Here is a 23,040-nt window from a genome sequence, read left to right as displayed (position 1 = left end):
GTCGCCCGTACTCACTCGCCACAGGCGAAGGGCCCCGCCACCGCGGTCATTTGCAGCCGGGTCGTGCACGCGTCGGGCCGTCGTCGGAGTGTTCCGACTGGCTGGACGCCGACAGGTATAGTCCACTTCCCTTCACCTGAGCAAGATCGAAAGCAGGTTTCCGCAACCATCTTTCCCGAGTTGAGACCTCCGGGATAAGCGCGCCGAATCTGCGGCGTTTCGTCCAACCGTTGGCCCTGTAACACCCTTGACAGCACATCAGACCTCCACATATTGGAGGTCTTGCCACGCCATTGGTGGGACCGAACCGTACGGAGAGGGAGGATGAAGGGGCAAAGGCGGACATACGTCCGCGACCGAAACAGTTGTGTCACAGCCCCCATGAGATGAAGATTCCGTAAGGAGGATCCGGGATCATAGAGGTCTCGCCGACGCCCGTCCTCGCGACGGAGGCGCGGCGAACCTGCCTGTTCCCTACGCATACGGAGTCTTACGTGGCCAACTCTTCTGGCCTGAACCGCACGGGCGTTCTGTCCCGTGTCACGGTCGCGGCGATAACGGCCGGCCTGCTCGCCACCACGACGGCCGCCGTCGCGGCGGACGCGCCGGTCGCCACCCCGCGTGCGGCGGACGCCTCCTCGGTCGCCCCGCAGTCGGACCGCGTGTCCGCCGCCGCGGCCTCCGCGACCGCCGCCTCCGGGGCCGCGCTCAACAACCTCTACGGCTGGCACACCAACGGCGACGTCATCGGCTACACCCCCGTCGGCGGCGGCGCCATCCAGCGGATCGCCGGAAAGGCCGGCACGGGCTGGGTGGGGTACAAGAACTTCGCCCAGGCGGACACCGACGGGCGGGCCGAGGACGAGGGCTGGTACCACGCTGACGGCTGGTACGCCGTCAACAGGGCCGGCCGGCTGCACTACGCCAGCAACGGCCCGGTCCGCGACCTCGGCGGCGGCTGGAACATCTACAACAAGGTCGTCTCGGCCGGCAACACCGGCGGCGGCGCCCCGGACGACGTCCTGGCCCGTGACGGCTACGGCGTGCTCTGGCACTACCTGGGCAACGGCAACGCGTCCCTGACCCAGCGCTACCGCGTCGGCTCCGGGTGGAACCAGTACACCCAGATCGCGGGCAAGGGCGACGTGACCGGCGACGGCCGCGCCGATGTCGTCGCCCGTGACCGCAGCGGCGTCCTGTGGCTCTACAAGGGCACCGGCAACTACCGGTCGCCCTTCGCGACCCGGACCCGTGTCGGCAGCGGCTGGAACATGTACAACAACATCTTCTCCCCCGGCGACCTGACCGGCGACCGCCGCGCGGACCTGGTGGCCCGCGACAGCGCCGGCGCGCTGTGGCTGTACAAGGGCGCGGGCAGCTCGTCCAACCCGTTCCCCTCCCGCATCAAGATCGGCACCTCGGGCTGGAACGGCTTCGGCGCGCTGTTCTGATCGACCCGGTGATACGGAAGGGCCCCGCTCCTCGTCACGAGGAGCGGGGCCCTTCCCGCTTGCTACCGGATCAGCAGGGGTCAGCCGCGGATCAGGTTGCGGAGCACGTACTGCATGATGCCGCCGTTGCGGTAGTAGTCCGCCTCACCGGGGGTGTCGATGCGGACGACCGCGTCGAACTCGACACCGGTGTCGGTGGTGACCTTGACCGTGCGCGGCGTGGTGCCGTTGTTGAGCTCCTCGACGCCGGTGAAGGAGAAGGTCTCCTCGCCGGTCAGACCGAGGGACTCGGCGTTCGCGCCCTCCGGGAACTGCAGCGGCAGGACGCCCATGCCGATGAGGTTCGAGCGGTGGATGCGCTCGTACGACTCGGCGATGACGGCCTTGACGCCGAGGAGCGCGGTGCCCTTGGCGGCCCAGTCGCGGGACGAGCCGGAGCCGTACTCCTTGCCCGCCAGGATCGCGAGCGGGGTGCCCTGCTCGATGTAGTTGCGCGAGGCGTCGTAGATGAACGCCACCGGCGCGTCCGCCTGGGTGAAGTCGCGGGTGAAGCCGCCCTCGGTGCCCGGCGCGATCTGGTTGCGCAGGCGGATGTTGGCGAACGTGCCGCGGATCATGACCTCGTGGTTGCCTCGGCGCGAGCCGTAGGAGTTGAAGTCACGACGCTCCACACCGTGCTCGGTGAGGTACTTGCCGGCCGGGGTGTCGGCCTTGATGGCGCCGGCCGGGGAGATGTGGTCGGTGGTGACCGAGTCGCCCAGCTTGGCCAGGACGCGCGCGCCGACGATGTCGGTGACCGGGGTGGTCTCCATCGTCATGCCCTCGAAGTACGGGGGCTTCCGGACGTAGGTGGACTCGGTGTCCCACTCGAAGGTGTTGCCGGTCGGGATCGGCAGCGCCTGCCACTGGGCGTCGCCCGCGAAGACGTCCTGGTAGGACTTGTTGAACATGTCCTCGCCGATGGCGTTGGCGACGACGTCGTTGACCTCGGCCTCCGTCGGCCAGATGTCGGCCAGGTAGACGGGCTTGCCGTCCTGGTCGATGCCGAGGGCGTCCTTGGTGATGTCCACCTTCATGGAGCCGGCGAGGGCGTACGCGACGACCAGCGGCGGCGAGGCCAGGTAGTTCATCTTGACGTCGGGGTTGATGCGACCCTCGAAGTTACGGTTGCCCGAGAGCACCGAGGTCACGGCCAGGTCGTGCTCGTTGACGGCCTTGGAGACCTCCTCCGGCAGCGGGCCGGAGTTGCCGATGCAGGTGGTGCAGCCGTAGCCGACGAGGTTGAAGCCGACCTTGTCGAGGTACGGGGTCAGGCCCGCCTTGTCGAAGTAGTCGGTGACGACCTTCGAGCCCGGGGCGAGGGTGGTCTTGACCCACGGCTTGCGGGTCAGGCCCTTCTCGACGGCCTTCTTCGCGACGAGCGCGGCGGCGACCATCACGTACGGGTTCGACGTGTTGGTGCAGGAGGTGATCGCGGCGACGGTGACGGCGCCGTGGTCGATCTCGTAGGTCGAGCCGTCGGGGGCCGTGACGGTGACCGGCTTCGACGGGGCGCCGTTGGGGTGGTTCGCCGGGGCGTCGGAGGCCGGGAAGGACTCCTTGCCCGTCTCGTCCACCTCGTCGACGTAGTTGCGCACGTCCAGCGCGAACTGCTGGGCGGCGTTCGCGAGGACGATGCGGTCCTGCGGGCGCTTCGGGCCGGCGATCGACGGGACGACCGTGGAGAGGTCGAGCTCCAGCTTCTCGGAGAAGTCGGGCTCGGCGGCCGGGTCGAGCCAGAGGCCCTGCTCCTTGGCGTACGCCTCGACGAGCGCGACCTGCTGCTCGGAGCGGCCGGTGAGCTTGAGGTACTTCAGCGTCTCGCCGTCGATCGGGAAGATCGCGGCGGTGGAGCCGAACTCCGGCGACATGTTGCCGATGGTGGCGCGGTTCGCGAGGGAGGTCGCGGCGACGCCCTCACCGTAGAACTCGACGAACTTGCCGACGACGCCGTGCTTGCGCAGCATCTCGGTGATCGTGAGGACCAGGTCGGTGGCGGTGGTGCCGGCCGGGAGCTCGCCGGTCAGCTTGAAGCCGACGACGCGCGGGATGAGCATGGAGACCGGCTGGCCGAGCATCGCGGCCTCGGCCTCGATGCCGCCGACGCCCCAGCCGAGCACACCGAGGCCGTTGACCATGGTGGTGTGGGAGTCGGTGCCGACGAGGGTGTCGGGGTAGGCCTGGCCGTTGCGGACCATGACCGTACGAGCCAGGTGCTCGATGTTGACCTGGTGGACGATGCCGGTGCCCGGCGGGACGACCTTGAAGTCGTCGAAGGCGGTCTGGCCCCAGCGCAGGAACTGGTAGCGCTCCTTGTTGCGGCCGTACTCCAGCTCGACGTTCTGGCCGAAGGCGTCCGCGGTGCCGAACTTGTCGGCGATGACGGAGTGGTCGATGACCAGCTCGGCCGGGGAGAGCGGGTTGACCTTCGCCGGGTCGCCGCCGAGCTCCTTGACGGCCTCGCGCATGGTGGCGAGGTCGACGACGCAGGGCACACCGGTGAAGTCCTGCATGATCACGCGGGCGGGCGTGAACTGGATCTCCTGGCTCGGCTGAGCCTGGGAGTCCCAGCCGCCGAGGGCACGGATGTGGTCGGCGGTGATGTTCGCGCCGTCCTCGGTGCGGAGCAGGTTCTCCAGGAGGACCTTCAGGCTGTAAGGGAGGCGCGCGGAGCCCTCGACCTTGTCCAGCTTGAAGATCTCGTACGACTCGTCGCCCACGCGCAGCGTGCTGCGGGCGTCGAAGCTGTTCGCCGACACGACAGTCTCCTTCATCAATGTGCGCGTACTACCGTCATGCTGCCGCCACGACCCCTCGCCGATCCGCTAAGGTAAGGCTTAGTTAGGGAGCCCTTACCGGGCAGGCGGCCACGGTGCGCCGTAAGCAGTTATCTCGATGTCGAGATAACTCTAGTGCATCCCCGCCGCTCGGTCATGCCCGGCCGCCCCGTGGATCCGAGGTGGCGTTCGTCTCGCCGGGATCCGTCCGGTCTGCGGGGTCCGTCGGGCTCCGTCGCATCCGTCCGGTCTGCGGGGTCCGTCGGGCTCCGCCGCGTCCGTCCGGTCTGCCGGGTCCGTCAGCTCCGTCGCGTCCGCCGGGCGCCGTCTCCCGGGTCAGGGGGTGGCGACGAGTTCGCCGAGCCGCGCCGCGAGCCACGGCCTGCGGCCGCCGGCCCGCATCCGGCCCGAGGCGATCGCCCTCCAGATCGGCGTGCGCCGGAAGGAGACGAGCAGGAAGGCCGTCGGATCCACCGTGATCCTGCAGTCGTACGCGCGCGGCGGGGCGTCACGGGTCACCGTCATCGTCCCGTCGTCGACGACGACCGCGAGGTGCGGACCGCCCTTGACCACCAGGTCGAACGCGATGCGGACCCCCCGCGCTTTCGCCGTGTCCAGCGCCAGGCCCATCATCGTCGGCATCGACTGCCCGATCACCAGGCTCGCCTCGTCCCGGCCGATCGGCCACGGAAGCCCGGCGCCGCGCGCGATGTCCAGACCGTGCACGAGGCTCTCACTGAGCATCAGACCGGTCACCACCGCCACCGTGAGCGTCGGCTCCGACCCGTACCAGGGCGCGGTGACCGGGGCGTCCGGAGCGAGGCCCTCGGTGCTGCGCAGGAACGTCTCGCCCCGTTCGGCGAGGAGGTCGCCGAGCCGGGCGCGCCCTTCGCCGTCGAGCAGGCGGACGGAGGCGGCGTTCAGGGCCGTGATCCGCTCGACGAAGGGCAGGTCGCCCGACGGGAGGATGCCGTCCCAGTCCATGGAGCCCTCGGCGGAGACGACGGAGCCGTACGCGAGGTACACGGACGCGAGGTGCGCGCCGACGTCGCCGACGCTCCATCTCGGGACACCGGAGGGGGCGTCCAGGTCGGGGACCTCGCGGAGCAGTCGCGCGAGGCGCGGGATCGCGACCGCCAGCGCGGCGCGGGTCTTCTCGTGCTCGGAGACGGGATCGAACGTCGTGACGGTGCCCATGCCACTCCCCCATGCTGCGGACGGGCCCGCAGATTACCGCCGAGTAGGACGGCTGCGATAGACGCGGTGACAGACACGGTGCCGGACGCGGCGACAGGCACAGTGCCGGACACCGATGGCCGCGCACGAATGGCCGGGAACGGCCGACGGGCCGAGGATCGAGCCATGTTCAACGGCGCGCACGTGATTCTCTACACCCAGGACGCGGAGGCCGACCGCGACTTCCTCAAGGACGTCTTCGGCTTCGACCATGTCGACGCCGGCCGGGGCTGGCTCATCTTCAAGCTGCCACCCGCCGAGATCGCCGTGCACCCCACGGAGGGCGAGCCGAAGCACGAGGTCTACCTCATGTGCGAGGACGTCACCCGGACCCTGACGGCCCTGGAGGACCGGGGCGCCGAGATCTCACGCCCCATCACCGACCAGGGCTGGGGCCTGCTCGCGGCCGTCCGGCTGCCGAGCGGCACCGAACTCCCCCTGTACGAACCGCGTCACCCGACTGCGCACACGCTGTCACCCTGACGGACCACCCCAATGACGAGCGTCATCTCATATCTGAGATAACGTGACGCCATGGCAGACGACTACCTCGTACGCATCGGCAAGCTCATCCGTGACGCCCGGCAGCACCGCGGCTGGACACAGACGCAGCTTGCCGAGGCGCTGGCCACGAGCCAGAGCGCCGTCAATCGGATCGAGCGCGGCAACCAGAACATCAGCCTTGAGATGATCGCCCGGATCGGCGAGGCCCTCGACAGCGAGATCGTGTCCCTGGGTTACGCGGGACCCATGCACCTCCGCGTCGTCGGACGCCGCCGGCTCTCCGGAGCCATCGACGTCAAGACGAGCAAGAACGCCTGCGTCGCGCTGCTCTGCGCCTCGCTCCTGAACAAGGGCCGCACGGTCCTGCGCCGGGTCGCCCGCATCGAGGAGGTCTTCCGGCTCCTGGAGGTCCTCAACTCCATCGGGGTGCGCACCCGCTGGATCAACGACGGCGTGGACCTGGAGATCGTGCCGCCGGCCGAGCTGGACATGGAGTCCATCGACGCCGAGGCCGCGATCCGCACCCGCTCGATCATCATGTTCCTCGGCCCGCTGCTGCACCGCATGGACCGCTTCAAGCTGCCGTACGCCGGCGGCTGCGACCTCGGTACGCGCACGATCGAGCCGCACATGATCGCGCTGCGCCGCTTCGGTCTGGACATCACGGCCACCGAGGGGATCTACCACGCCCAGGTCGAGCGCTCGGTCTCCCCCGACCGCCCGATCGTCCTGACCGAGCGCGGCGACACGGTGACCGAGAACGCGCTGCTCGCCGCCGCCCGCCACGACGGCGTGACGGTCATCCGCAACGCCTCCTCCAACTACATGGTCCAGGACCTGTGCTTCTTCCTGGAGGCGCTGGGCGTCCGGGTCGACGGCATCGGCACGACGACGCTGACCGTGCACGGCGTGCCCCAGATCGACGTCGACGTCGACTACTCCCCCTCCGAGGACCCGGTCGAGGCGATGAGCCTGCTCGCGGCGGCGGTCGTCACCGAGTCGGAGCTGACGATCCGCCGGGTCCCGATCGAGTTCATGGAGATCGAGCTCGCGGTCCTGGAGGAGATGGGCCTCGACCACGACCGCTCGGCGGAGTACGCGGCGGACAACGGCCGCACGCGCCTGGTCGACCTGACGGTCCGCCCCTCCAAGCTGGAGGCGCCGATCGACAAGATCCACCCGATGCCGTTCCCGGGCCTGAACATCGACAACGTCCCCTTCTTCGCGGCCATCGCTGCCACGGCGCAGGGCAAGACCCTCATCCACGACTGGGTCTACGACAACCGCGCCATCTACCTCACGGACCTCAACCGCCTCGGCGGCCGTCTCCAGCTCCTCGACCCCCACCGCGTCCTGGTCGAGGGCCCCACGCGCTGGCGCGCCGCCGAGATGATGTGCCCGCCGGCCCTGCGCCCCGCGGTGGTCGTCCTCCTGGCGATGATGGCGGCCGAGGGCACCTCGGTCCTGCGGAACGTGTACGTCATCAACCGCGGCTACGAGGAACTCGCGGAGCGCCTGAACTCGGTCGGCGCGCAGATCGAGATCTTCCGGGACATCTAGGGATTCGGATACGTCCGGCTGACGGTTCGACAGGTGCGATCACACAACTGAGCCCCGTCACTCTTCACGGAGGGTCACGGGGCCTCAGTGTTCGGCACTCCTAACCCGAGGCATCGGATTGCAGAGGGACCCACCTCGTCATCGCGTCCCAGGCCTCCAGAGCGTCTGTCAGGACTTCCACGGTGGCCGGGGAATCAGGTCCGACGGTGCTCGCCGCGATGAGCAGCATTCCTCCGTACTGCTGCACCAGTGCGACGAACTCCTCGGTCGCAGGAGCGGTCCAGAGCTGGCCGAACGTTGCCACCGCGGCCTCACCGGGACCGGTGAATGCCCAAGCACGCCCGTCCGACGACCTGGGCGGCAATCCGGACCACAGCGGTTGGAGATCGAGCGCTTCAGCGTTGGCCGACCGGGGCCCGAAAGCGGACGTGGCCGCCCAGCGGTCCCCGCTCTGGACCAACTGCGCCACCTCGAAAGAGGGGTTGACCACGAGAGCGGGAACGAGCAGGTCGTTCCGCTCTCCCACGGGCACTCCGGCGGTGAAGGCCGTCCAGCTGATACCCGCCTCTTTGGCCACATTGATCAGGGCCGAATCGTTCCAGTGCGGATACCGGCACGGTCCGAAGTGGAAGAGCCGTGCGTCGGCCCAGCTGTAGTGGTCGTCCACATGGAGTGCCGGAACGCCGTCGCCCAGCGGGTACCCGCAGTCCTGGCAGTCGCCGGACCAGAGCAACTGCATGAGAGAACGGGCTTCCTCGTGCCCGAGTCTGTCCAGGCAATCCTGGCTGAAGGCCAGGTGCGGGAGTCCAGCCGAGCCGTCCGCGGCTTCCAGGACCACCCAGTCCGATGGGTGGCCGTGCTCCCGTGCCCGGCTCCACCACTCCTCCCCCAGCCGGACGTTGCCGAAGGAGTACGCGGTCACGCCGGCCATCAGGCAGCCGATCGGGTCGCCCAGATTCCCCTGCTTGACGGCCGCATCGTAGGCACGCGCGACATAGGCGTTAGCCGTTTCGTGGTCTTCCCTGCGCAGGAGGACGCCGGCGTACGAGAGCGCGGCGAACGGGATCTCACCGTCCGCGGCAACTCTCAGGGCCTCGACGGCTTCATCCGACTGCCACTTCGACCTCAGCCAGTCCGAGTAGTGCAGTGCACTCCCGGGATCGCGGGCCTCGGTACCGCGCTTCCAGAGCGCTATCGCCTCGTCCTGGTTCCCCAGCTTTTCGTGGACCAGGCCGAGGGCGCCGATCGACTCCCGTTCCCCGCCCTCGATCGCACGCTCGTACCACTCCCGCGCCGCTTCCAGATCCCCCCTCGTGAAGGACAGGGCACCCATGTTGTGAGCCCCGCTGGACTCGCCCAGGCAGGAGGCGCGCTCGAAGCAGCGGCCGGCACCGTCATAGTCCTTCTCCGCGGCCAGCAGCGCCCCCAGGTGGATCAGGCCGTCGGGATCGTCCGCCTCCGCCAGGGGGCGGACCACCTCCTTGGCCACGTCCGGCCGGCCCGCCACCTTGGCGACGGTCGACACCAGCACACGGCGCGTGTTGTCCACGATGCGCAGGGCCTCGTCCCACACCTGTGCCGGGAGCTCACTCGGACGGGACCGACGCGCGGCATCGGACACGAGGTAGTCGAACGGCTTCCACGTTCCTCCCCGGCCCGGTACCAGGGGGCTTGTCACGCCCAGCACGATCCTGGACGCCCAGTCCCAGGCTTCCTCCATGCCTTCCGGCCGCAGCGCCGGGCCGCCCGCCCGGTCGAGGAAGTACGCGTGGAGGCGTTCCAGGGACTCCGGCGCCAGCGCGGTGTCCACACCTGTGCGGGCGAGGGCGACGGCGGCCGCGACGAGCGCGGCACCCCGGGGGTTGCCTTTCACCCGGGAAGCGGCCTTCCACCGCTTGAGGACCTGCGGTCCCGCCGCAAGGTACTCCGCCACCCCGTGCGCCCTGTCGGCGTTCAGTGCCGCGACGACGCGCGGATCCTCGCTCAACGACGCAGCCCGCCGCTCGTCGTCGGTCCAGATCCGGTCCAGGGTGATGTGATGCGCTGCGCGGATCACTCTGCCCGGCGAGGACGGCAGGCGGGGCCCGGTGCTCCGCGAGAGCGCCGGGCCGTCCTCCTCATCCGTGTAATGCTCGTGGAACTCGGTGCGCAGCGTGGCAAGCACGACCGTGCCGCGGCGGACGAGCCGGTCGAGCAGGGACGGCGTCAGCCCGTCGGACCGCAGGTAGTTGTGCAGGTCGTCGAGCCACACGACCTGCTCGTGATCACTTCCGGAGGAGGAATGCAGGGAGGACAGGTCGGCGTCGGGGTCCGGCTTGCAGACCGACCGGTCCCCGAGATTGCGGACCATACCTTCGAACAGGACCCTCGACTTGCCCGCGGCCGAATCCCCTGTCAGCAGCAGCATGCCGCCCGTTTCCGCCAGCGCTTCGAGCCGCGCGTCCACCTGCGCATCGACGCAGCGTGGCACGTATCGCACGACGTCCGGATGGCCGGAGGCATCCGGCGCGCGATGAACACCGAAGGAGACAGGGTCGGCGTCGGCGACAGGGAGCCAGTCGCCTTCGCAGGAGGCGGAGGCCTCGTGCACCACCTGCGGCGCCGACCTGCCGATCTCCACCACCTCGGGACAGAGCCCTGCAGCTGCCTCCACCGCCCGCCGGAAGCCGGCATCGGCCACCACGACGGAGAGGGGAACGGCTTCCACCCGCGCGTGACCCCACTGCGCGGGATCCCCGGAGACCACGCCGATCAGGTATTCGCCGACGAAGAGCGCGGCGCCCGACATCCCCTGCCACGGCGATGCTCCGGAGGTGCCGGCCGCGGGCGGCGGGGCGTGGGAACTGTCCAGGACATAGCGGCCGCGTAGGACGGATGATCCAGGCTTCAGCGTGCCCACGATCTGCTCGGTGTCCGGCCGCATCCCGTCCCGGAGCGAGATTCGCGGGTAACCCACCGCTTCGCAGTTCTCCCAGGCGGCCAGGCCGGAAATCCGACCCCACCGAACATCGGACATCCGGCACGTCGTGGTCTCCCTGACCAGGTCTTCATCCGCTTCGAGCAGGGCCGCGTCGCACGACTCGTCGTAGCGGCGCCATACGAGGCGGCAGCTGCGCATCCCCGTCCCTCCGGGGACGGCGACGCGAGCAGCCGCACCCTCCCCGTCGAACAGGTGCGCCGAAGTGAGCACCAGGCGGGAGTCGAGGAGGAAGCCGCTGCCCTGCCGCGCTCCCTGGACGACGGCGATACGTTCGACGGACCGGGCGCTCATCCGCCGCGCAGTCCGGACGGATGCTCGAAGTCACCCATGTCGACCTCGGCCCTATTTCCGATCTCGATCGGCCCGCCGTTGGCAGAGTCCTTCGGCTTCAGCTTCACGGACACCTTGTGGACGACGTTCTGCGCCACGCCCACCTGGGCGTCGCCGGAGACCACCCATGCCTTGAACCCCGCCTTGGCCGTCGCATCGCGCCGCAGCTCGACCGAGAAGTCCAGAGTGATCTCGTCGACCTCGAACCTGATGTGCTGGCCGTCCGCGGCGCGCACAGAGGCCATCAGCTGATCCCGCAAGCCCTGTACGGCCTCCGTGAGTTCCACGTTCTCCAACGGATCGCGCACGTCTCCGACTCCCCCGTTCGGTCTACCGTCAACCGCTACCACTATCACATTGTCCCTGGCACGAAACGGCGATCCGGACAGTGCCTCCAGACACGGCGGGACGCTGTGCGGCCACGCAGCACCCCAGCCGACGCCCACCCGCCCTCGACTGCCCCCGCGTGCCGCCATCTCCCAGAGGCGACCCTGGCGCGACGGTAGCCCCCTGGGTCCGGTTCGGGTCTGCCGAGTCTCAGATTCGGTGAACTGGCGCGCTTGGACCGGCAGAAGTCCGGGCCCCCTCGACCCGGATGCCGAACGAGAGCGCGCCGGATTCGCGTCCCGGTGGCTCTCAGGCGCCCGGCATCATGCCGCCGCCCTTGAGGCGTTCGATGTCCGAGGGCCTGATCTGGATCACGACGAGGGCGATCAGGAAGGAGAGGATCGCGAAGACGGCGGCCACGATGAATCCGGCCGAGACGCCGTTGGTCAGGACCTCGTCGCTCCAGGGGGGCGGGAGTTGGCCGGTTTCGGCGAAGCGGGCCTTCTCCAGTGGCCCGGCTTGGGCCAGGAAGGCCGGGACCTGCTTGTCGGCCTCGTTGCGGCTGGCCGTGCCGAAGACCGTCACGAGGATCGACAGGCCGAGCGAACCGCCCACCTGCTGGGTCGCGTTGAGCAGGCCGGAGGCGGCTCCGGTGTCCTTGACGGCGACGTTGGAGAGGGCCATCAGGGTCAGCGAGACGAACATGAAGCCCATGCCGAAGCTGAAGACCAGCATCGGACCGAGGATCGAACCCAGGTACGTCGAGTCGATGTTGGTCAGGGTGAGCCAGGAGAGGCCGGCCGCCAGGCAGAGCGAACCCACCACCATGAACGGCTTCGGGCCGAACTTGGGCAGGAGTTGGGAGGTGATGCCGGCGGCCACCGCGATGACCGCGCTCACCGGGAGGAAGGCGAGGCCGGCTTCGAGCGGGCTGAAGTCCAGGACGGTCTGCACGAAGAGCGTGAGGAAGAAGAACATGCCGAAGATCGCGGCCGCGAGGCAGAGCATGATGCCGTAGGTGCCCGCGCGGTTGCGGTCGGCGAACATGTGCAGCGGCGTGATCGGCTGACGGGAGCGCCGTTCCACCAGGACGAAGGTGACGAGCAGGACGACCGCCGCGGCGAAGGAGGCGATCGTGTACGGGTCGCGCCAGCCTTCCTGGGCGGCGCGGATGAACCCGTAGACCAGCGCCACCATGCCGAGCGTCGAGGTGAGCGCGCCGGTCACGTCGAAGTGGCCGGGCTGGCGCGCGGACTCCTTGACGTGCCGGGGCGTCAGGAAGGCGATCAGCAGGGCGATCGGCACGTTCACGAAGAAGATCCAGCGCCAGTCGAGCCACTCGACCAGGATGCCGCCGGCGAGCAGGCCGATGGCGCCGCCGCCCGCCGACACGCCCGCGAACACACCGAAGGCGCGGTTGCGTTCGGGGCCCTCTTCGAAGGTCGTGGAGATCAGCGAGAGCGAGGTCGGCGAGGCGATCGCGCCGCCGACGCCCTGGAGGGCGCGGGCCGCGAGGAGTTGCCAGTCGCTCTGGGCGAAGCCCGCGAGCAGGGAGGCGAGTCCGAAGAGCAGGACGCCGAAGATGAAGACCCGGCGACGGCCGAGGATGTCGCCCGCGCGGCCGCCGAGGAGCAGCAGTCCGCCGAAGGTGAGCGTGTAGGCGTTGACGACCCAGGACAGGCTGGTGGTCGAGAAGTCCAACGACTGCTGGATGTCGGGCAACGCGATGTTCACGATGGTGATGTCGAGGACCACCATCAGCTGACAGGAGGCGATCACGAACAGGGCGATGCCCTTGCCGTCTCCGTCGCTCTTGCGCGGGGCGGTCGCCGTCGGGGTTGTCGGCTTCGGATCACTGGTCATGGCTACTCATGGCGCATCGCGCCTCACCGGAGGGAGCCGTGGGCCGGTCAGTCCACCTTTCGACATTAAGCCAGGGCCGCACGGGTGACCAGTTGATCAACGGCGGCGCCCGTCCGCCGGTCAGGCGGGGGCGGGCTCGTCCAGGACGGCGAAGCCGTCCAGTTCCACCCGTGCCTGTTCGTCCCAGAGGCGTACGACTCCGATCACGGCCATCGCCGGATAGTCGCGGCCCGCCAACCGGCGCCAGACGCGGCCCAGTTCGTGGGCGTGGGCGCGGTAGTCGTCGACGTCGGTGGTGTAGACGGTGACGCGCGCGAGGTCGGCGGGGGTGCCGCCGGCGTGCCGCAGGGCGGTGAGCAGGTTGCCGAGGGCGGTGGCGAACTGCTCGGGGAGGGTGTCCCCGACGACCGATCCCCCGGTGTCGAGCGCGGTCTGTCCGGCGAGGAAGACCAGGCGGGTGCCGGTGGCGGTGACGGCGTGGGAGAAGCCGGTGGGCGGGGCGAGTTCGGCGGGGTTGTGGCGGTGCAGGCTCATGCGGACCCGACCTCCTGACGGGGCGCCCGAGGGGTGCCGGTCGCGTGTTTCGCGTACATCTCCTTGGCGATGATCGCACGCTGGACCTCCGTGGCCCCCTCGTAGATCCGGGGTGCGCGCACCTCGCGGTAGAGGTGTTCCAGGAGGTGGCCGCGTTGCAGGGCGGCGGCGCCGTGCACTTGGACGGCGGCGTCGACGACGTACTGCGCGGTCTCGGTGGCGAGGAGTTTCGCCATCGCGGAGCGCCTCGGCACGTCCGGGTCGCCGCTGTCGTACGCGGTGGCCGCCGCGTAGACGAGGAGGCGGGCGGCCTCCGTGCGGGTGGCCATCTCGGCGATGCGGTGGGATACGGCCTGGAGGTCGGCGAGGACGCCGCCGAAGGCGGGGCGGGCGGCGGTGTGGGCGACGGCGGCGTCGAGGGCGGCCTGGGCCATGCCGACGGCGAAGGCCCCGACGCTGGGCCGGAAGAGGTTGAGGGTGTGCATGGCGACCCGGAAGCCCCGGTCCGGTTCACCGAGCAGGTCCTCGGGGCCGACGGGGACGCCGTCGAAGGTGAGGGTGCCGAGGGCGTGCGGGGAGAGCATGTCGAGGGCTTCGCCGCCGAGTCCGGGGCGGTCGGCGGGGACGAGGAAGGCGGTGACGCCGCGGGCGCCCGCACCCCGGGTGGTGCGGGCGAAGACGGTGGCGAAGTCGGCTTCGGGGGCGTTGGAGATCCAGCGTTTCTCGCCGTGCAGGTGCCAGCCGCCGCGCCCGTCGGGGACGGCGTCGAGGGCGAGGGCGGCGGCGTCGGAGCCCGCGCCGGGTTCGGAGAGGGCGAAGGCCGCGACGGCCCGTCCGGCGGCGGCTTCGGGGAGCCAGCGGGCGCGCTGCGCGTCGGTGCCGAAGGCGGCGACCGGGTGGGTGCCGAGCCCCTGGAGGGCGAGGGCCGTCTCGGCCTCGGTGCACGTCTGCGCGAGGGATTCGCGCAGCAGGCAGAGGTCGAGGGCGCCGGCGTCGAAGAGGCGGGCGAGGAGGCCGAGTTCGCCGAGGGCGGCGACGAGGGGGCGGTTGACGCGGCCGGGCTCGCCCTTCGCGGCGAGCGGCGCGAGGCGGTCGGCGGCGAGGGCACGGAGCTCCGCACACCAGGTGATCTGTGCCGGATCGAGCGAGAATGCGGGCATGTGGGCCCTCTCCGGCGCCCTCCGGCGCCCTGGTAGCCGCGCCCTCCGGCGCGCTTGTCGGTGCGCCCTCGTGCGCCCTTGTCGGTGCGCCCGCCGGCGCCCCTGCCAGTGCGCCGTCCGGCGCCTTCGTCCCTGCGCCGCTCGGCGCGCCTGCCGGGGCATCGGCCGACGCTCTTGTCGCGAACCGTTGACTGCCGTCACCAACACGATACGCTCGTGTGGCGTTGAGCGACCCCACCACGACAGGGGGACGGACTCATGGAGCTGACACCCTCGGCCCACCTCGACACCTTCGCCCGCGACCGGCTGCCGCCGCCGGAGCGGTGGCCACGGCTCCTCTTCGAGCTGCCGGAGCTGGCCTACCCCGACCGGCTCAACTGCGGGGCGGAGCTCCTCGACCGTACGGTGGAACGATTCGGCACGGACCGGCCCGCCTTCCACGACGGCGCGGGCCGGGTCTGGAACTACGGCGAGCTCCGCGACCGCGTCGATCGCATCGCCCACGTCCTCACCTCCGACCTGCGGGTCCGGCCCGGCAACCGGGTGCTCCTGCGCGGCCCCACCACCCCCTGGCTCGCCGCCTGCTGGCTCGCCGTGATGAAGGCCGGCGGCGTCGCCGTCACCGTCCTGGCCCAACAGCGCGCCCCCGAACTGGCCGTGATGGCCGACGCGGCCCGCTGCACCCACGCGCTCTGCGACGCCCACTCCCTCGACGAGCTCCTCGCCGCCCGGATCCCGGGCCTCCGCGTCACCCCCTTCGGCGGGGACGGCCCCGACGACCTCCTCGCCCTCGCCGCCGGCCGCCCCGGCCGGTACGAGGCGGTCGCGACCGCCGCCGACGACGTGGCGCTCATCGCCTTCACCTCCGGCACCACCGGGCAGCCGAAGGGCTGCGTCCACTTCCACCGGGACGTCCTCGCCGTCGCCGACACCTTCTCCGCGCACGTCCTGCGCCCGCTGCCCGACGACGTCTTCGCCGGTTCGCCGCCGCTCGCCTTCACCTTCGGCCTCGGCGGGCTCGTCGTCTTCCCCCTGCGGGCCGGGGCGAGCGCGGTCCTGCTCGAACAGGCCGGCCCCAGGCAGCTGCTCGCGGCGATCGAGCGGCACCGGGTCTCGGTGCTCTTCACCGCCCCGACCGCCTACCGCGTCATGCTCGACGAGCTGGCCGGCGACATCGCCCCCGACGTCAGCACGCTGCGGCGCTGCGTCTCCGCCGGCGAGAACCTCCCCGAGGCGACCTGGAAGGCCTGGTACGGCCGCACGGGCCTGCGCCTGATCAACGGCATCGGCGCGACCGAGCTCCTGCACATCTTCATCTCGGCCGCCGACGGGGACATCCGCCCCGGCACCACGGGCCGCCCGGTGCCCGGCTGGCAGGCCAGGGTCGTGGACCGGGAGGGCCGCGAGGTCCCGGACGGCGAGGAGGGACTGCTCGCCGTGCGCGGCCCGGTGGGCTGCCGCTATCTCGCCGACCCGCGCCAGGCCGAGTACGTACGGGACGGCTGGAACGTCACGGGCGACACGTACGTCCGACGGCCCGACGGCTGGTTCCGCTATGTCTCCCGGGCAGACGACATGATCATCTCGGCCGGGTACAACATCGCCGGACCCCAGGTCGAGGAGGTGCTCCTCGACCACCCCGACGTCGTCGAGACGGCGGTCGTGGGCCGCCCCGACGAGCTGCGCGGCCAGGTCGTCGTCGCGTACACGGTCGTACGGGACGGGGTGCCGCGCGATTCCGGCACAGCCGCCGCGCTGCGGGCCTTCGTCCGCGCCCGCCTCGCCCCGTACAAGTCACCCCGCCGGATCGTCTTCCTCGACGCGCTGCCGCGCACCGCGACGGGCAAGCTCCAGCGCTTCCGGCTGCGCGACCCGGTCTGATCCGGCCCCGGCCCTGATCCGCCGGGCAGGCCCTAAAGTGATCACGTGGCCGAGCAGCACACTCCCCGATCCCTGATCGTCTCCCTCTACGGCGCGTACGGCCGTGGGCCGGACGAGTCCCCCATGCCGGTGGCCGCGCTGATCCGGCTGCTCGGGAGGCTCGGCGTGGACGCGCCCTCGGTGCGCTCCTCGGTGTCGCGGCTGAAGCGGCGCGGGCTGCTGCTGCCGCGCCGGACGGCGGACGGGGGCGCCGGGTACGCCCTGTCGGAGGACGCCCGACGGCTCCTCGACGACGGCGACCGCCGGATCTACGCCCGTACGGAGCCGAAGCTGTCCGACGGCTGGGTCCTGGCCGTCTTCTCGGTCCCCGAGGCCGAGCGCCACAAGCGGCACCTGCTGCGCTCCCGGCTCGCCCGGATGGGATTCGGCACGGCCGCGCCGGGTGTCTGGATCGCGCCGGCGCGGCTGTACGAGGAGACCAGGAACGCCCTCGAACGCCTTGAGCTCTCGCCGTACGTGGACCTCTTCCGCGGCGACCACCTCGGGTACGCGGCGACGGCCGAGGCGGTGGCCCGCTGGTGGGACCTGCCGGCGATCGCCGGGCTCCACGAGGAGTTCCTCGCGGCCCACGAGCCGGTCCTGCGGGCCTGGCGGACGGCACCGAGCGGCCCGGAGGACGCCTACCGGGACTATCTGCTCGCCCTGGACTCCTGGCGGCGCCTCCCGTACGCGGACCCGGTCCTGCCCGCCGAACTGCTCCCCGACGACTGGCCTGGCCGCCGCTCGGCGGAGGTCTTCGCCGCCCTGCACGAGCTGCTGCGGGACCGGGGGGCGGAGTATGTGGGGGGCTTCTTGCGGGCGTAGGTACGTGCGGAAGCGGACCGGTCGCCGGAACAGGACACTGCGCCCCGCCAGGCATACAGTCGTCAGTAAGAGGCGTTCCGCCACGGGGAGCGGGGTGCGGGTGCGGGACTTCGCATGGTCGGCCGGCCACGGCCAACGGGGGATCAGCCGCGCCGTCCGGCCCCGAGTGCAGGGATCCGATGCGCCATGGCTGACGTGAACGTCGTGTGGACAGGGCTCGAGTGCCAGATCAGACAAGAAGTGGAAGACGACATCGTCGGCAGCGTCCAGGTGATCCCCGGGACGACTCCGCAACCGCCGCTGAAGTTCCCGGAGTCCGGCGAGCTGAAGTTCGGTCCTCCGGGGCTGAGGATCTTCAGCGCCCAGCGTCTGCTGTACTCCGGACCGGCTAAGGATCTCAGCGTGTCGCTCGCGCTCGTGCAGGTGGACGCCGGTGACGCGGAGCAGGAGAAGCAGGCCGTCGCCAATGCCATCTCCACGGCGGCGACCGCGGCCGTCGCCAAGTTCACCGGCGGGGCCGGCGTCGTGCTCAAGCCCTTCATCCAGCTCCTCTCGGAGGCCCTGGTCGAGGGCGTGAGCGACCTCCTCGGCCTCGCCGACAACCCGTTCAACCCGGCGGCCATCTTCATCCCCAAGGACAGGATGCTGGACGCGAACAGCCGACGCCGGATCCGCCAACGCCCCGACGACCCGCGCGTCCTGCAGTTCACCGACGAGATCGTCTGTACCGGTACGGACGACGACGGAGACCTGGGCAAGTACGTGATGTACCTGGACGTCCAGCCGTCCGGAACCCCCGGCGGAGGCGGAGGTATGCCCCCCGTGGACGACGGCATCGGCACCCCCACCCTGCGCAGGGGTTCGCAGGGAGCCGCGGTGGAGAAGCTCCAGCGGCTGCTGAACGCCCATGTGCCGGACCTCCGGCCCCTTGGGGTCGACGGGGACTTCGGTTCCGTGACGGACGAGCGCGTCCGCGTGTACCAGCGCCGGGTCGAGATCGAGGTCGACGGCGTCGCGGGTCCCCAGACCTGGGGCATGCTCACGGGAGGCGAGTTGGCTGAGGAGCAGGCCGCCGGAACGCCGACCGTGAGCAGCGGTGCGCGCGGCCCCGCGGTCCGCAGACTCCAGCGGCTGCTGAACGCCCGTGTGCCGAACGTCCCGGCCCTCGCGATCGACGGGGTCTTCGGCCCGGTCACGGAGGCCCACGTCCGCAAGTTCCAGACCCGCCTCGCCATCATCGTCGACGGCATCGTCGGCCCGCAGACGTGGGGCGCGCTCGCGCTCTGACGTGCCGGGGACGGCCCCCGGCCGCCGGCCGTCAGGCCTTGCCGGTCGGGGGGCGGCGGGAGCCCGCTCGGTACGGGGCGGGCCAGGGGGCCGCGGGGCCCTGGTAGTTCTGTTCGGCGGCCGCGTGGAGGGTCCAGTGCGGGTCGTAGAGGTGGGGGCGGGCCAGGGCGCAGAGGTCGGCTCGGCCCGCCAGGAGCAGGGAGTTGACGTCGTCCCAGGAGGAGACGGCTCCGACGGCGACGACGGGGACGCCGGTCTCGTTGCGGATGCGGTCGGCGTACGGGGTCTGGTACGAGCGGCCGTACTCGGGGGTCTCGTCGGGGACGACCTGGCCGGTGGAGACGTCGATCGCGTCGGCGCCGTGGGCGGCGAAGGCGCGGGCGAAGGCGACGGCGTCCTCGGGGGTGGTGCCGCCCGGGGCCCAGTCGGTGGCGGAGATCCGGACGGTCATGGGGCGGTCCTCGGGCCACACCTCCCGTACGGCGTCGAAGACTTCGAGCGGGAAACGCAGCCGGCCCTCGAGGCTGCCGCCGTAGGCGTCGGTGCGGTGGTTGGTGAGCGGGGAGAGGAAGCCGGAGAGCAAGTAGCCGTGGGCGGCGTGTAGTTCGAGCAGGTCGAAGCCGCTGCGGGCGGCTCGGCGGGCGGCGGCCGCGAACTCCTCGCGTACGGCGGCGAGTCCGGCGCGGTCGAGGGCGCGCGGGGTCTGGTTGACGCCGGGCCTGTACGGCAGGGGCGAGGCGGCGACGAGCGGCCAGTTGCCCTCGGGCAGGGGCCGGTCGATGCCCTCCCACATGCGCCGGGTGGAGCCCTTGCGGCCGGAGTGGCCGAGCTGGACGCCGAGCGCCGTGCCGGGCGCCTGGGTGTGGACGAAGGCGGCGATCCGGGCCCAGGCGTCGGCCTGCTCGTCGGTCCACAGGCCGCTACAGCCGGGGGTGATGCGGCCTTCGGGGCTCACGCACACCATCTCGGTCATGACGAGTCCGGCGCCGCCGAGGGCCCTGGCGCCCAGGTGGACGAGGTGGAAGTCACCGGGGACGCCGTCCTCGGCGACGTACAGGTCCATGGGCGAGACGACGACTCGGTTACGGAGGGTCAGTCCGCGCAGCCGGAAGGAGGTGAACATGGGCGGCGTCCCCGGCGGGCAGCCGAAGTCGCGCTCGACGGCGGCGGTGAAGGCCGGGTCGCGCAACCGCAGGTTGGCGTGGGTGACGCGGCGGCTGCGGGTGAGGAGGTCGAAGGCGAAGCGGCGGGGCGCCCGGTCGACGTGGCCGGCGAGCTCCTCGAACCAGCGGAGGCTGGCGGCGGCGGCGCGTTGGGTGGATGCGACGACGGGGCGGCGTTCGGCTTCGTAGGCGGTCAACGCCTCGGCGAGGGTGGGGTGTTCGCCGACCTGTCGGGCGAGGGCGAGGGCGTCCTCGACGGCCAGTTTGGTGCCGGAGCCGATGGAGAAGTGCGCGGTGTGGGCGGCGTCGCCGATGAGAACGGTGTTGCCGTACGACCAGTGCTCATTGACGACGGTACGGAACGCGTTCCAGGCGGAGCGGTGCGAGCGCAGCTCCCGGCCGCCGAGCGCCTCGGCGAAGATCTTGGCGCAGCGGGCGGTGGACTCGGCCTCGTCGAGTTCGTGGAACCCGGCGGCCCACCAGACCTCTTCGCGCATCTCGACGATGACGGTGGAGGAGTCGGCGGAGAAGGGGTAGGCGTGGAGCTGCATCACGCCGTGCTCGGTCTCGGCGATCTCGAAACGGAAGGCGTCGAAGGGGAAGCCCGCGGCGAGCCAGATGTAGCGGCAGCGGTGGGTGGTGATGGTGGGGCGGAAGTGGTCGGCGTGGGCCTCGCGGGTGTGGCTGTGGACGCCGTCCGCGGCGACGACCAGGTCGTGGGTGGCGGCGAGCTCGGCGGCGGGCGGGGCCTCGGTGCGGAAGCGGAGCCGTACGCCGAGCTCGGCGCAGCGGGCGTGGAGGAGCTCCAGGAGGCGTCGGCGGCCGAGGGCGGCGAAGCCGTGGCCGGTGGAGGTCGTGCGGTGGCCCCGGTGGACGACGTCGATGTCGTCCCAGCGGACGAGCTCGCGGCGGAGCGCCTCGTACACGACGGGATCGGCGTCCCGGATGCCGCCGAGGGTCTCGTCGGAGAGGACGACGCCGAAGCCGAAGGTGTCGGAGGGCGCGTTCCGCTCCCAGACGGTGACCTCGCGGGCGGGGTCGAGCCGCTTGAGGAGGGCGGCGGCGTAGAGGCCACCGGGCCCGCCCCCGATGACGGCGATCCGCGCGGGCCGCCCGGCCACCGGAGAGATGGCGTCCGGAGAGATGGCGTCCGGGGTGGGGGCGGCCGGGGTGGGGGCGGTCGGCGTCGGGACGGCTGGGGTCGAGACAGCTGGGGTGGAGACGGCCGGGGTGGGGCCAGCCGGGGTCGGGCCAGCCGGGGTCGGGACGGCCAGCGTCGCGGCGTCCGGCGTCGCGGCGTCCGGCGTCGCGGCGTCCGGCGTCGCGGCGTCCGGCGTCGCGGCGTCCGGCGTCGCGGCGTCCGGCGTCGAGACAGCTGGCGTCGGGGCGGCCGGGGTCGGGGCGGCCATGGCTAGCGGCCTTGCCATTTCGGGGGGCGCTTCTCCGTGAACGCGGCGTGGAACTCGGCGTAGTCCTCGCCGTGCATCAGGAGGGCCTGGGTCGCCGCGTCCAGCTCGATCGAGGCCGCGAGCGGCATGTCCAGCTCGGCGGAGAGCAGGGCCTTCGTCTGGGCGAGGGCGAGCGCGGGCCCGTCCGCCAGGCGGCGGGCGAGGGCGGCGGCGCGGGTGTCGGCGGCACCCTCCTCGGTCAGCTCGCTCAGCAGGCCGATGCGCTCGGCCTCGGCGGCCTGGACCGGTTCGCCCAGCATGAGGAGCCGGGTGGCGTGGCCGAGCCCCACGACCCGGGGCAGCAGGTACGCCGCGCCCATGTCCCCGCCGGAGAGGCCGACCCGGGTGAAGAGGAAGGCGAAACGGGTGGTGGGGTCGGCGACCCGGAAGTCGGCGGCGAGGGCGAGGACGGCCCCGGCGCCCGCCGCGACGCCGTGGAGCGCGGCGACGACCGGGAAGGGGCACTCGCGAAGGGCCCGGACGACCTGGCCGGTCATCCGGTTGAAGTCGAGGAGCCGTGCGGTGTCGAGGGACAGCGTGGCGCCGATGATCTCGTCGACGTCGCCGCCCGAGCAGAAGCCGCGGCCCTCGCCGCCGAGGACGAGAGCGCGGACGGCCCGCTCGCGGGAGAGCTCGGCGAGCAGGTCGCGCAGGTCGGCGTAGGCGCCGAAGGTGAGGGCGTTGAGCTTCGCGGGGCGCGCGAGGGTCACGGTGGCGACGCCCTCGTCGATGTCCAGGCGCAGGTGCCGCCAGCGTTCGGTGCGGGTCGCGGAGCCGGTAAAGGGGCTCATCCGGAACGGCCTCCTTCCTCCACTCGGAGGGTATCACCGTACTGTGACCGTCGTCACGAGTACGCGATAAAGGGGGTGTGTGCGCGGACCCCACAAGGTCCCGGGAGAGAGGTGACCGAAGTCCCTACCGGTCGGGGAGGGGTGCCCTGGGAACGGGATTTTGCGCCTCGTAAGGTTGAAACCAGGACGTCTCGGGATGCCCCCACCCCACTCGCCCACCCTGCCGCGCTCGGTGAAGGGAGCCCTGCCACCCATGCCCGAAGCCACCGGACCTGCCGGACCCGCCGGCGCCACCGGACCCCCCGGACCCCCCGGACCTGTCGGCCCCACCGGACCCGCCACCTCCTGGCGCATCCGGCTGCCCCACACGACCGCCGCCGTACCGATCGCCCGCGCCCTGATCCGTACCGCGCTCAACGACATCGACCCCGGCGCGGCCGCCCTCCCCGACGGGGACACGGCGGAGCTGCTCACCGCCGAGCTCGTCGCCAACGCCGTCGAGCACACCGCCGGCCAGGGTCCGATCGAGCTGGTCGTCGAGCTGCTCGCCGCGCCCGGCGGCTGTCAGATCGAGGTCCACGACTGCGAGCCGGCCCGCCCCGGCGAGCTCGTCTGCCCCGACCCCGACGTCGGGGTCGACCCCTGGCAGGAGCACGGCCGCGGCCTCCTCCTGATCCGCGCGCTCAGCAGCGACTGCGGCCACCGCGCGACCGCGGGCGGCAAGGCCGTGTGGTTCACGCTCCCCGGGATACCGGCCCAGCGCCGCCGCCAGGAACCCTGAGGGGCGAGGTCGGTCACGAGTCCTGAGGGACGGGAGCCGTCGTACCGAGCCGCGAATGGCGGCG

Annotated in this window: 16 protein-coding genes; 7 read left to right on the top strand and 9 right to left on the bottom strand. The window is 71.4% G+C overall.

The features are described 5' to 3' along the window. The first annotated feature begins 494 nt into the window (after nucleotides 1-494). Nucleotides 495-1,451: an FG-GAP repeat domain-containing protein gene (locus ACFWWU_RS25745; RefSeq protein WP_384148169.1), complete on the top strand. Its 957-nt coding sequence runs from the start codon at nucleotides 495-497 to the stop codon at nucleotides 1,449-1,451. Between the two features lie 80 nt (nucleotides 1,452-1,531). Here the strand turns inward: ACFWWU_RS25745 and acnA are convergent, their stop codons facing one another. Both acnA and ACFWWU_RS25735 read right to left on the bottom strand, forming a co-directional pair. Further along, entirely contained in the window at nucleotides 1,532-4,249 is a 2,718-nt protein-coding gene (gene acnA / locus ACFWWU_RS25740; RefSeq protein ID WP_384148168.1) for an aconitate hydratase AcnA, read from the bottom strand. A 354-nt stretch (nucleotides 4,250-4,603) separates the two neighbouring features. Next, entirely contained in the window at nucleotides 4,604-5,464 is an 861-nt protein-coding gene (locus ACFWWU_RS25735; protein WP_384148167.1) for a maleylpyruvate isomerase family mycothiol-dependent enzyme, read from the bottom strand. A gap of 165 nt (nucleotides 5,465-5,629) precedes the next feature. Here ACFWWU_RS25735 and ACFWWU_RS25730 point away from each other — a divergent pair, with 165 nt between their 5' ends. Continuing rightward, nucleotides 5,630-5,986, top strand: coding sequence for a VOC family protein (locus ACFWWU_RS25730; protein ID WP_384148166.1), 357 nt, complete (start codon nucleotides 5,630-5,632; stop codon nucleotides 5,984-5,986). 51 nt (nucleotides 5,987-6,037) lie between these two features. Continuing rightward, a complete protein-coding gene (locus tag ACFWWU_RS25725) occupies nucleotides 6,038-7,567 on the top strand; it encodes a UDP-N-acetylglucosamine 1-carboxyvinyltransferase (protein ID WP_329620694.1) in 1,530 nt (509 codons plus the stop codon). A gap of 100 nt (nucleotides 7,568-7,667) precedes the next feature. Here ACFWWU_RS25725 and ACFWWU_RS25720 read toward each other — a convergent pair whose 3' ends face one another. The 5 genes from ACFWWU_RS25720 to ACFWWU_RS25700 all read right to left on the bottom strand — a co-directional run bounded on the left by ACFWWU_RS25720 (nucleotide 7,668) and on the right by ACFWWU_RS25700 (nucleotide 14,761). Beyond that, entirely contained in the window at nucleotides 7,668-10,838 is a 3,171-nt protein-coding gene (locus tag ACFWWU_RS25720; protein ID WP_384148165.1) for a trypsin-like peptidase domain-containing protein, read from the bottom strand. Continuing rightward, entirely contained in the window at nucleotides 10,835-11,185 is a 351-nt protein-coding gene (locus tag ACFWWU_RS25715; protein WP_384148164.1) for a trypco2 family protein, read from the bottom strand. Before ACFWWU_RS25715 ends, ACFWWU_RS25720 begins: the two co-directional genes overlap by 4 nt. A gap of 328 nt (nucleotides 11,186-11,513) precedes the next feature. Continuing rightward, nucleotides 11,514-13,067, bottom strand: coding sequence for an MFS transporter (locus ACFWWU_RS25710; protein WP_384148163.1), 1,554 nt, complete (start codon nucleotides 13,065-13,067; stop codon nucleotides 11,514-11,516). Between the two features lie 120 nt (nucleotides 13,068-13,187). Then, nucleotides 13,188-13,601, bottom strand: coding sequence for a RidA family protein (locus ACFWWU_RS25705; RefSeq protein WP_384148162.1), 414 nt, complete (start codon nucleotides 13,599-13,601; stop codon nucleotides 13,188-13,190). Next, nucleotides 13,598-14,761: an acyl-CoA dehydrogenase family protein gene (locus tag ACFWWU_RS25700; RefSeq protein ID WP_384148161.1), complete on the bottom strand. Its 1,164-nt coding sequence runs from the start codon at nucleotides 14,759-14,761 to the stop codon at nucleotides 13,598-13,600. Before ACFWWU_RS25700 ends, ACFWWU_RS25705 begins: the two co-directional genes overlap by 4 nt. A 258-nt stretch (nucleotides 14,762-15,019) precedes the next feature. On the opposite strand from ACFWWU_RS25700, the gene ACFWWU_RS25695 reads away from it, so the two are divergent. The 3 genes from ACFWWU_RS25695 to ACFWWU_RS25685 all read left to right on the top strand — a co-directional run bounded on the left by ACFWWU_RS25695 (nucleotide 15,020) and on the right by ACFWWU_RS25685 (nucleotide 18,793). Next, complete coding sequence (locus ACFWWU_RS25695) at nucleotides 15,020-16,642, top strand: AMP-binding protein (RefSeq protein WP_384148160.1); 1,623 nt, start codon at nucleotides 15,020-15,022, stop codon at nucleotides 16,640-16,642. Nucleotides 16,643-16,687: 45 nt separating this feature from the next. Next, on the top strand, nucleotides 16,688-17,506 hold the full coding sequence (locus ACFWWU_RS25690) for a PaaX family transcriptional regulator C-terminal domain-containing protein (protein WP_384148159.1): 819 nt from the start codon (nucleotides 16,688-16,690) through the stop codon (nucleotides 17,504-17,506). A gap of 186 nt (nucleotides 17,507-17,692) precedes the next feature. After that, nucleotides 17,693-18,793 carry a peptidoglycan-binding protein gene (locus tag ACFWWU_RS25685; RefSeq protein WP_384148158.1) on the top strand — a complete coding sequence of 367 codons (1,101 nt, stop codon included), beginning with the start codon at nucleotides 17,693-17,695 and terminating at the stop codon, nucleotides 18,791-18,793. A 31-nt stretch (nucleotides 18,794-18,824) separates the two neighbouring features. Here the strand turns inward: ACFWWU_RS25685 and ACFWWU_RS25680 are convergent, their stop codons facing one another. Both ACFWWU_RS25680 and ACFWWU_RS25675 read right to left on the bottom strand, forming a co-directional pair. Further along, the gene (locus tag ACFWWU_RS25680) at nucleotides 18,825-21,383 is read right to left on the bottom strand and encodes a bifunctional salicylyl-CoA 5-hydroxylase/oxidoreductase (protein ID WP_384148157.1); all 2,559 of its coding nucleotides are present in this window, start codon (nucleotides 21,381-21,383) and stop codon (nucleotides 18,825-18,827) included. Next, nucleotides 21,368-22,195 carry an enoyl-CoA hydratase family protein gene (locus ACFWWU_RS25675; protein WP_384148156.1) on the bottom strand — a complete coding sequence of 276 codons (828 nt, stop codon included), beginning with the start codon at nucleotides 22,193-22,195 and terminating at the stop codon, nucleotides 21,368-21,370. The genes ACFWWU_RS25680 and ACFWWU_RS25675 overlap by 16 nt, the downstream gene beginning before the upstream one ends. A gap of 253 nt (nucleotides 22,196-22,448) precedes the next feature. Between ACFWWU_RS25675 and ACFWWU_RS25670 the strand changes: the two genes are divergently transcribed. Next, nucleotides 22,449-22,976, top strand: coding sequence for an ATP-binding protein (locus ACFWWU_RS25670; protein WP_384148155.1), 528 nt, complete (start codon nucleotides 22,449-22,451; stop codon nucleotides 22,974-22,976). Nucleotides 22,977-23,040 lie beyond the last annotated feature (64 nt).

The organism is Streptomyces sp. NPDC058650 (assembly GCF_042717315.1).
Classification (GTDB): Bacteria; Actinomycetota; Actinomycetes; order Streptomycetales; family Streptomycetaceae; genus Streptomyces.
Note: the sequence above shows the minus strand (reverse complement) of the source record. Positions and strands in the feature narration are given on the sequence as shown.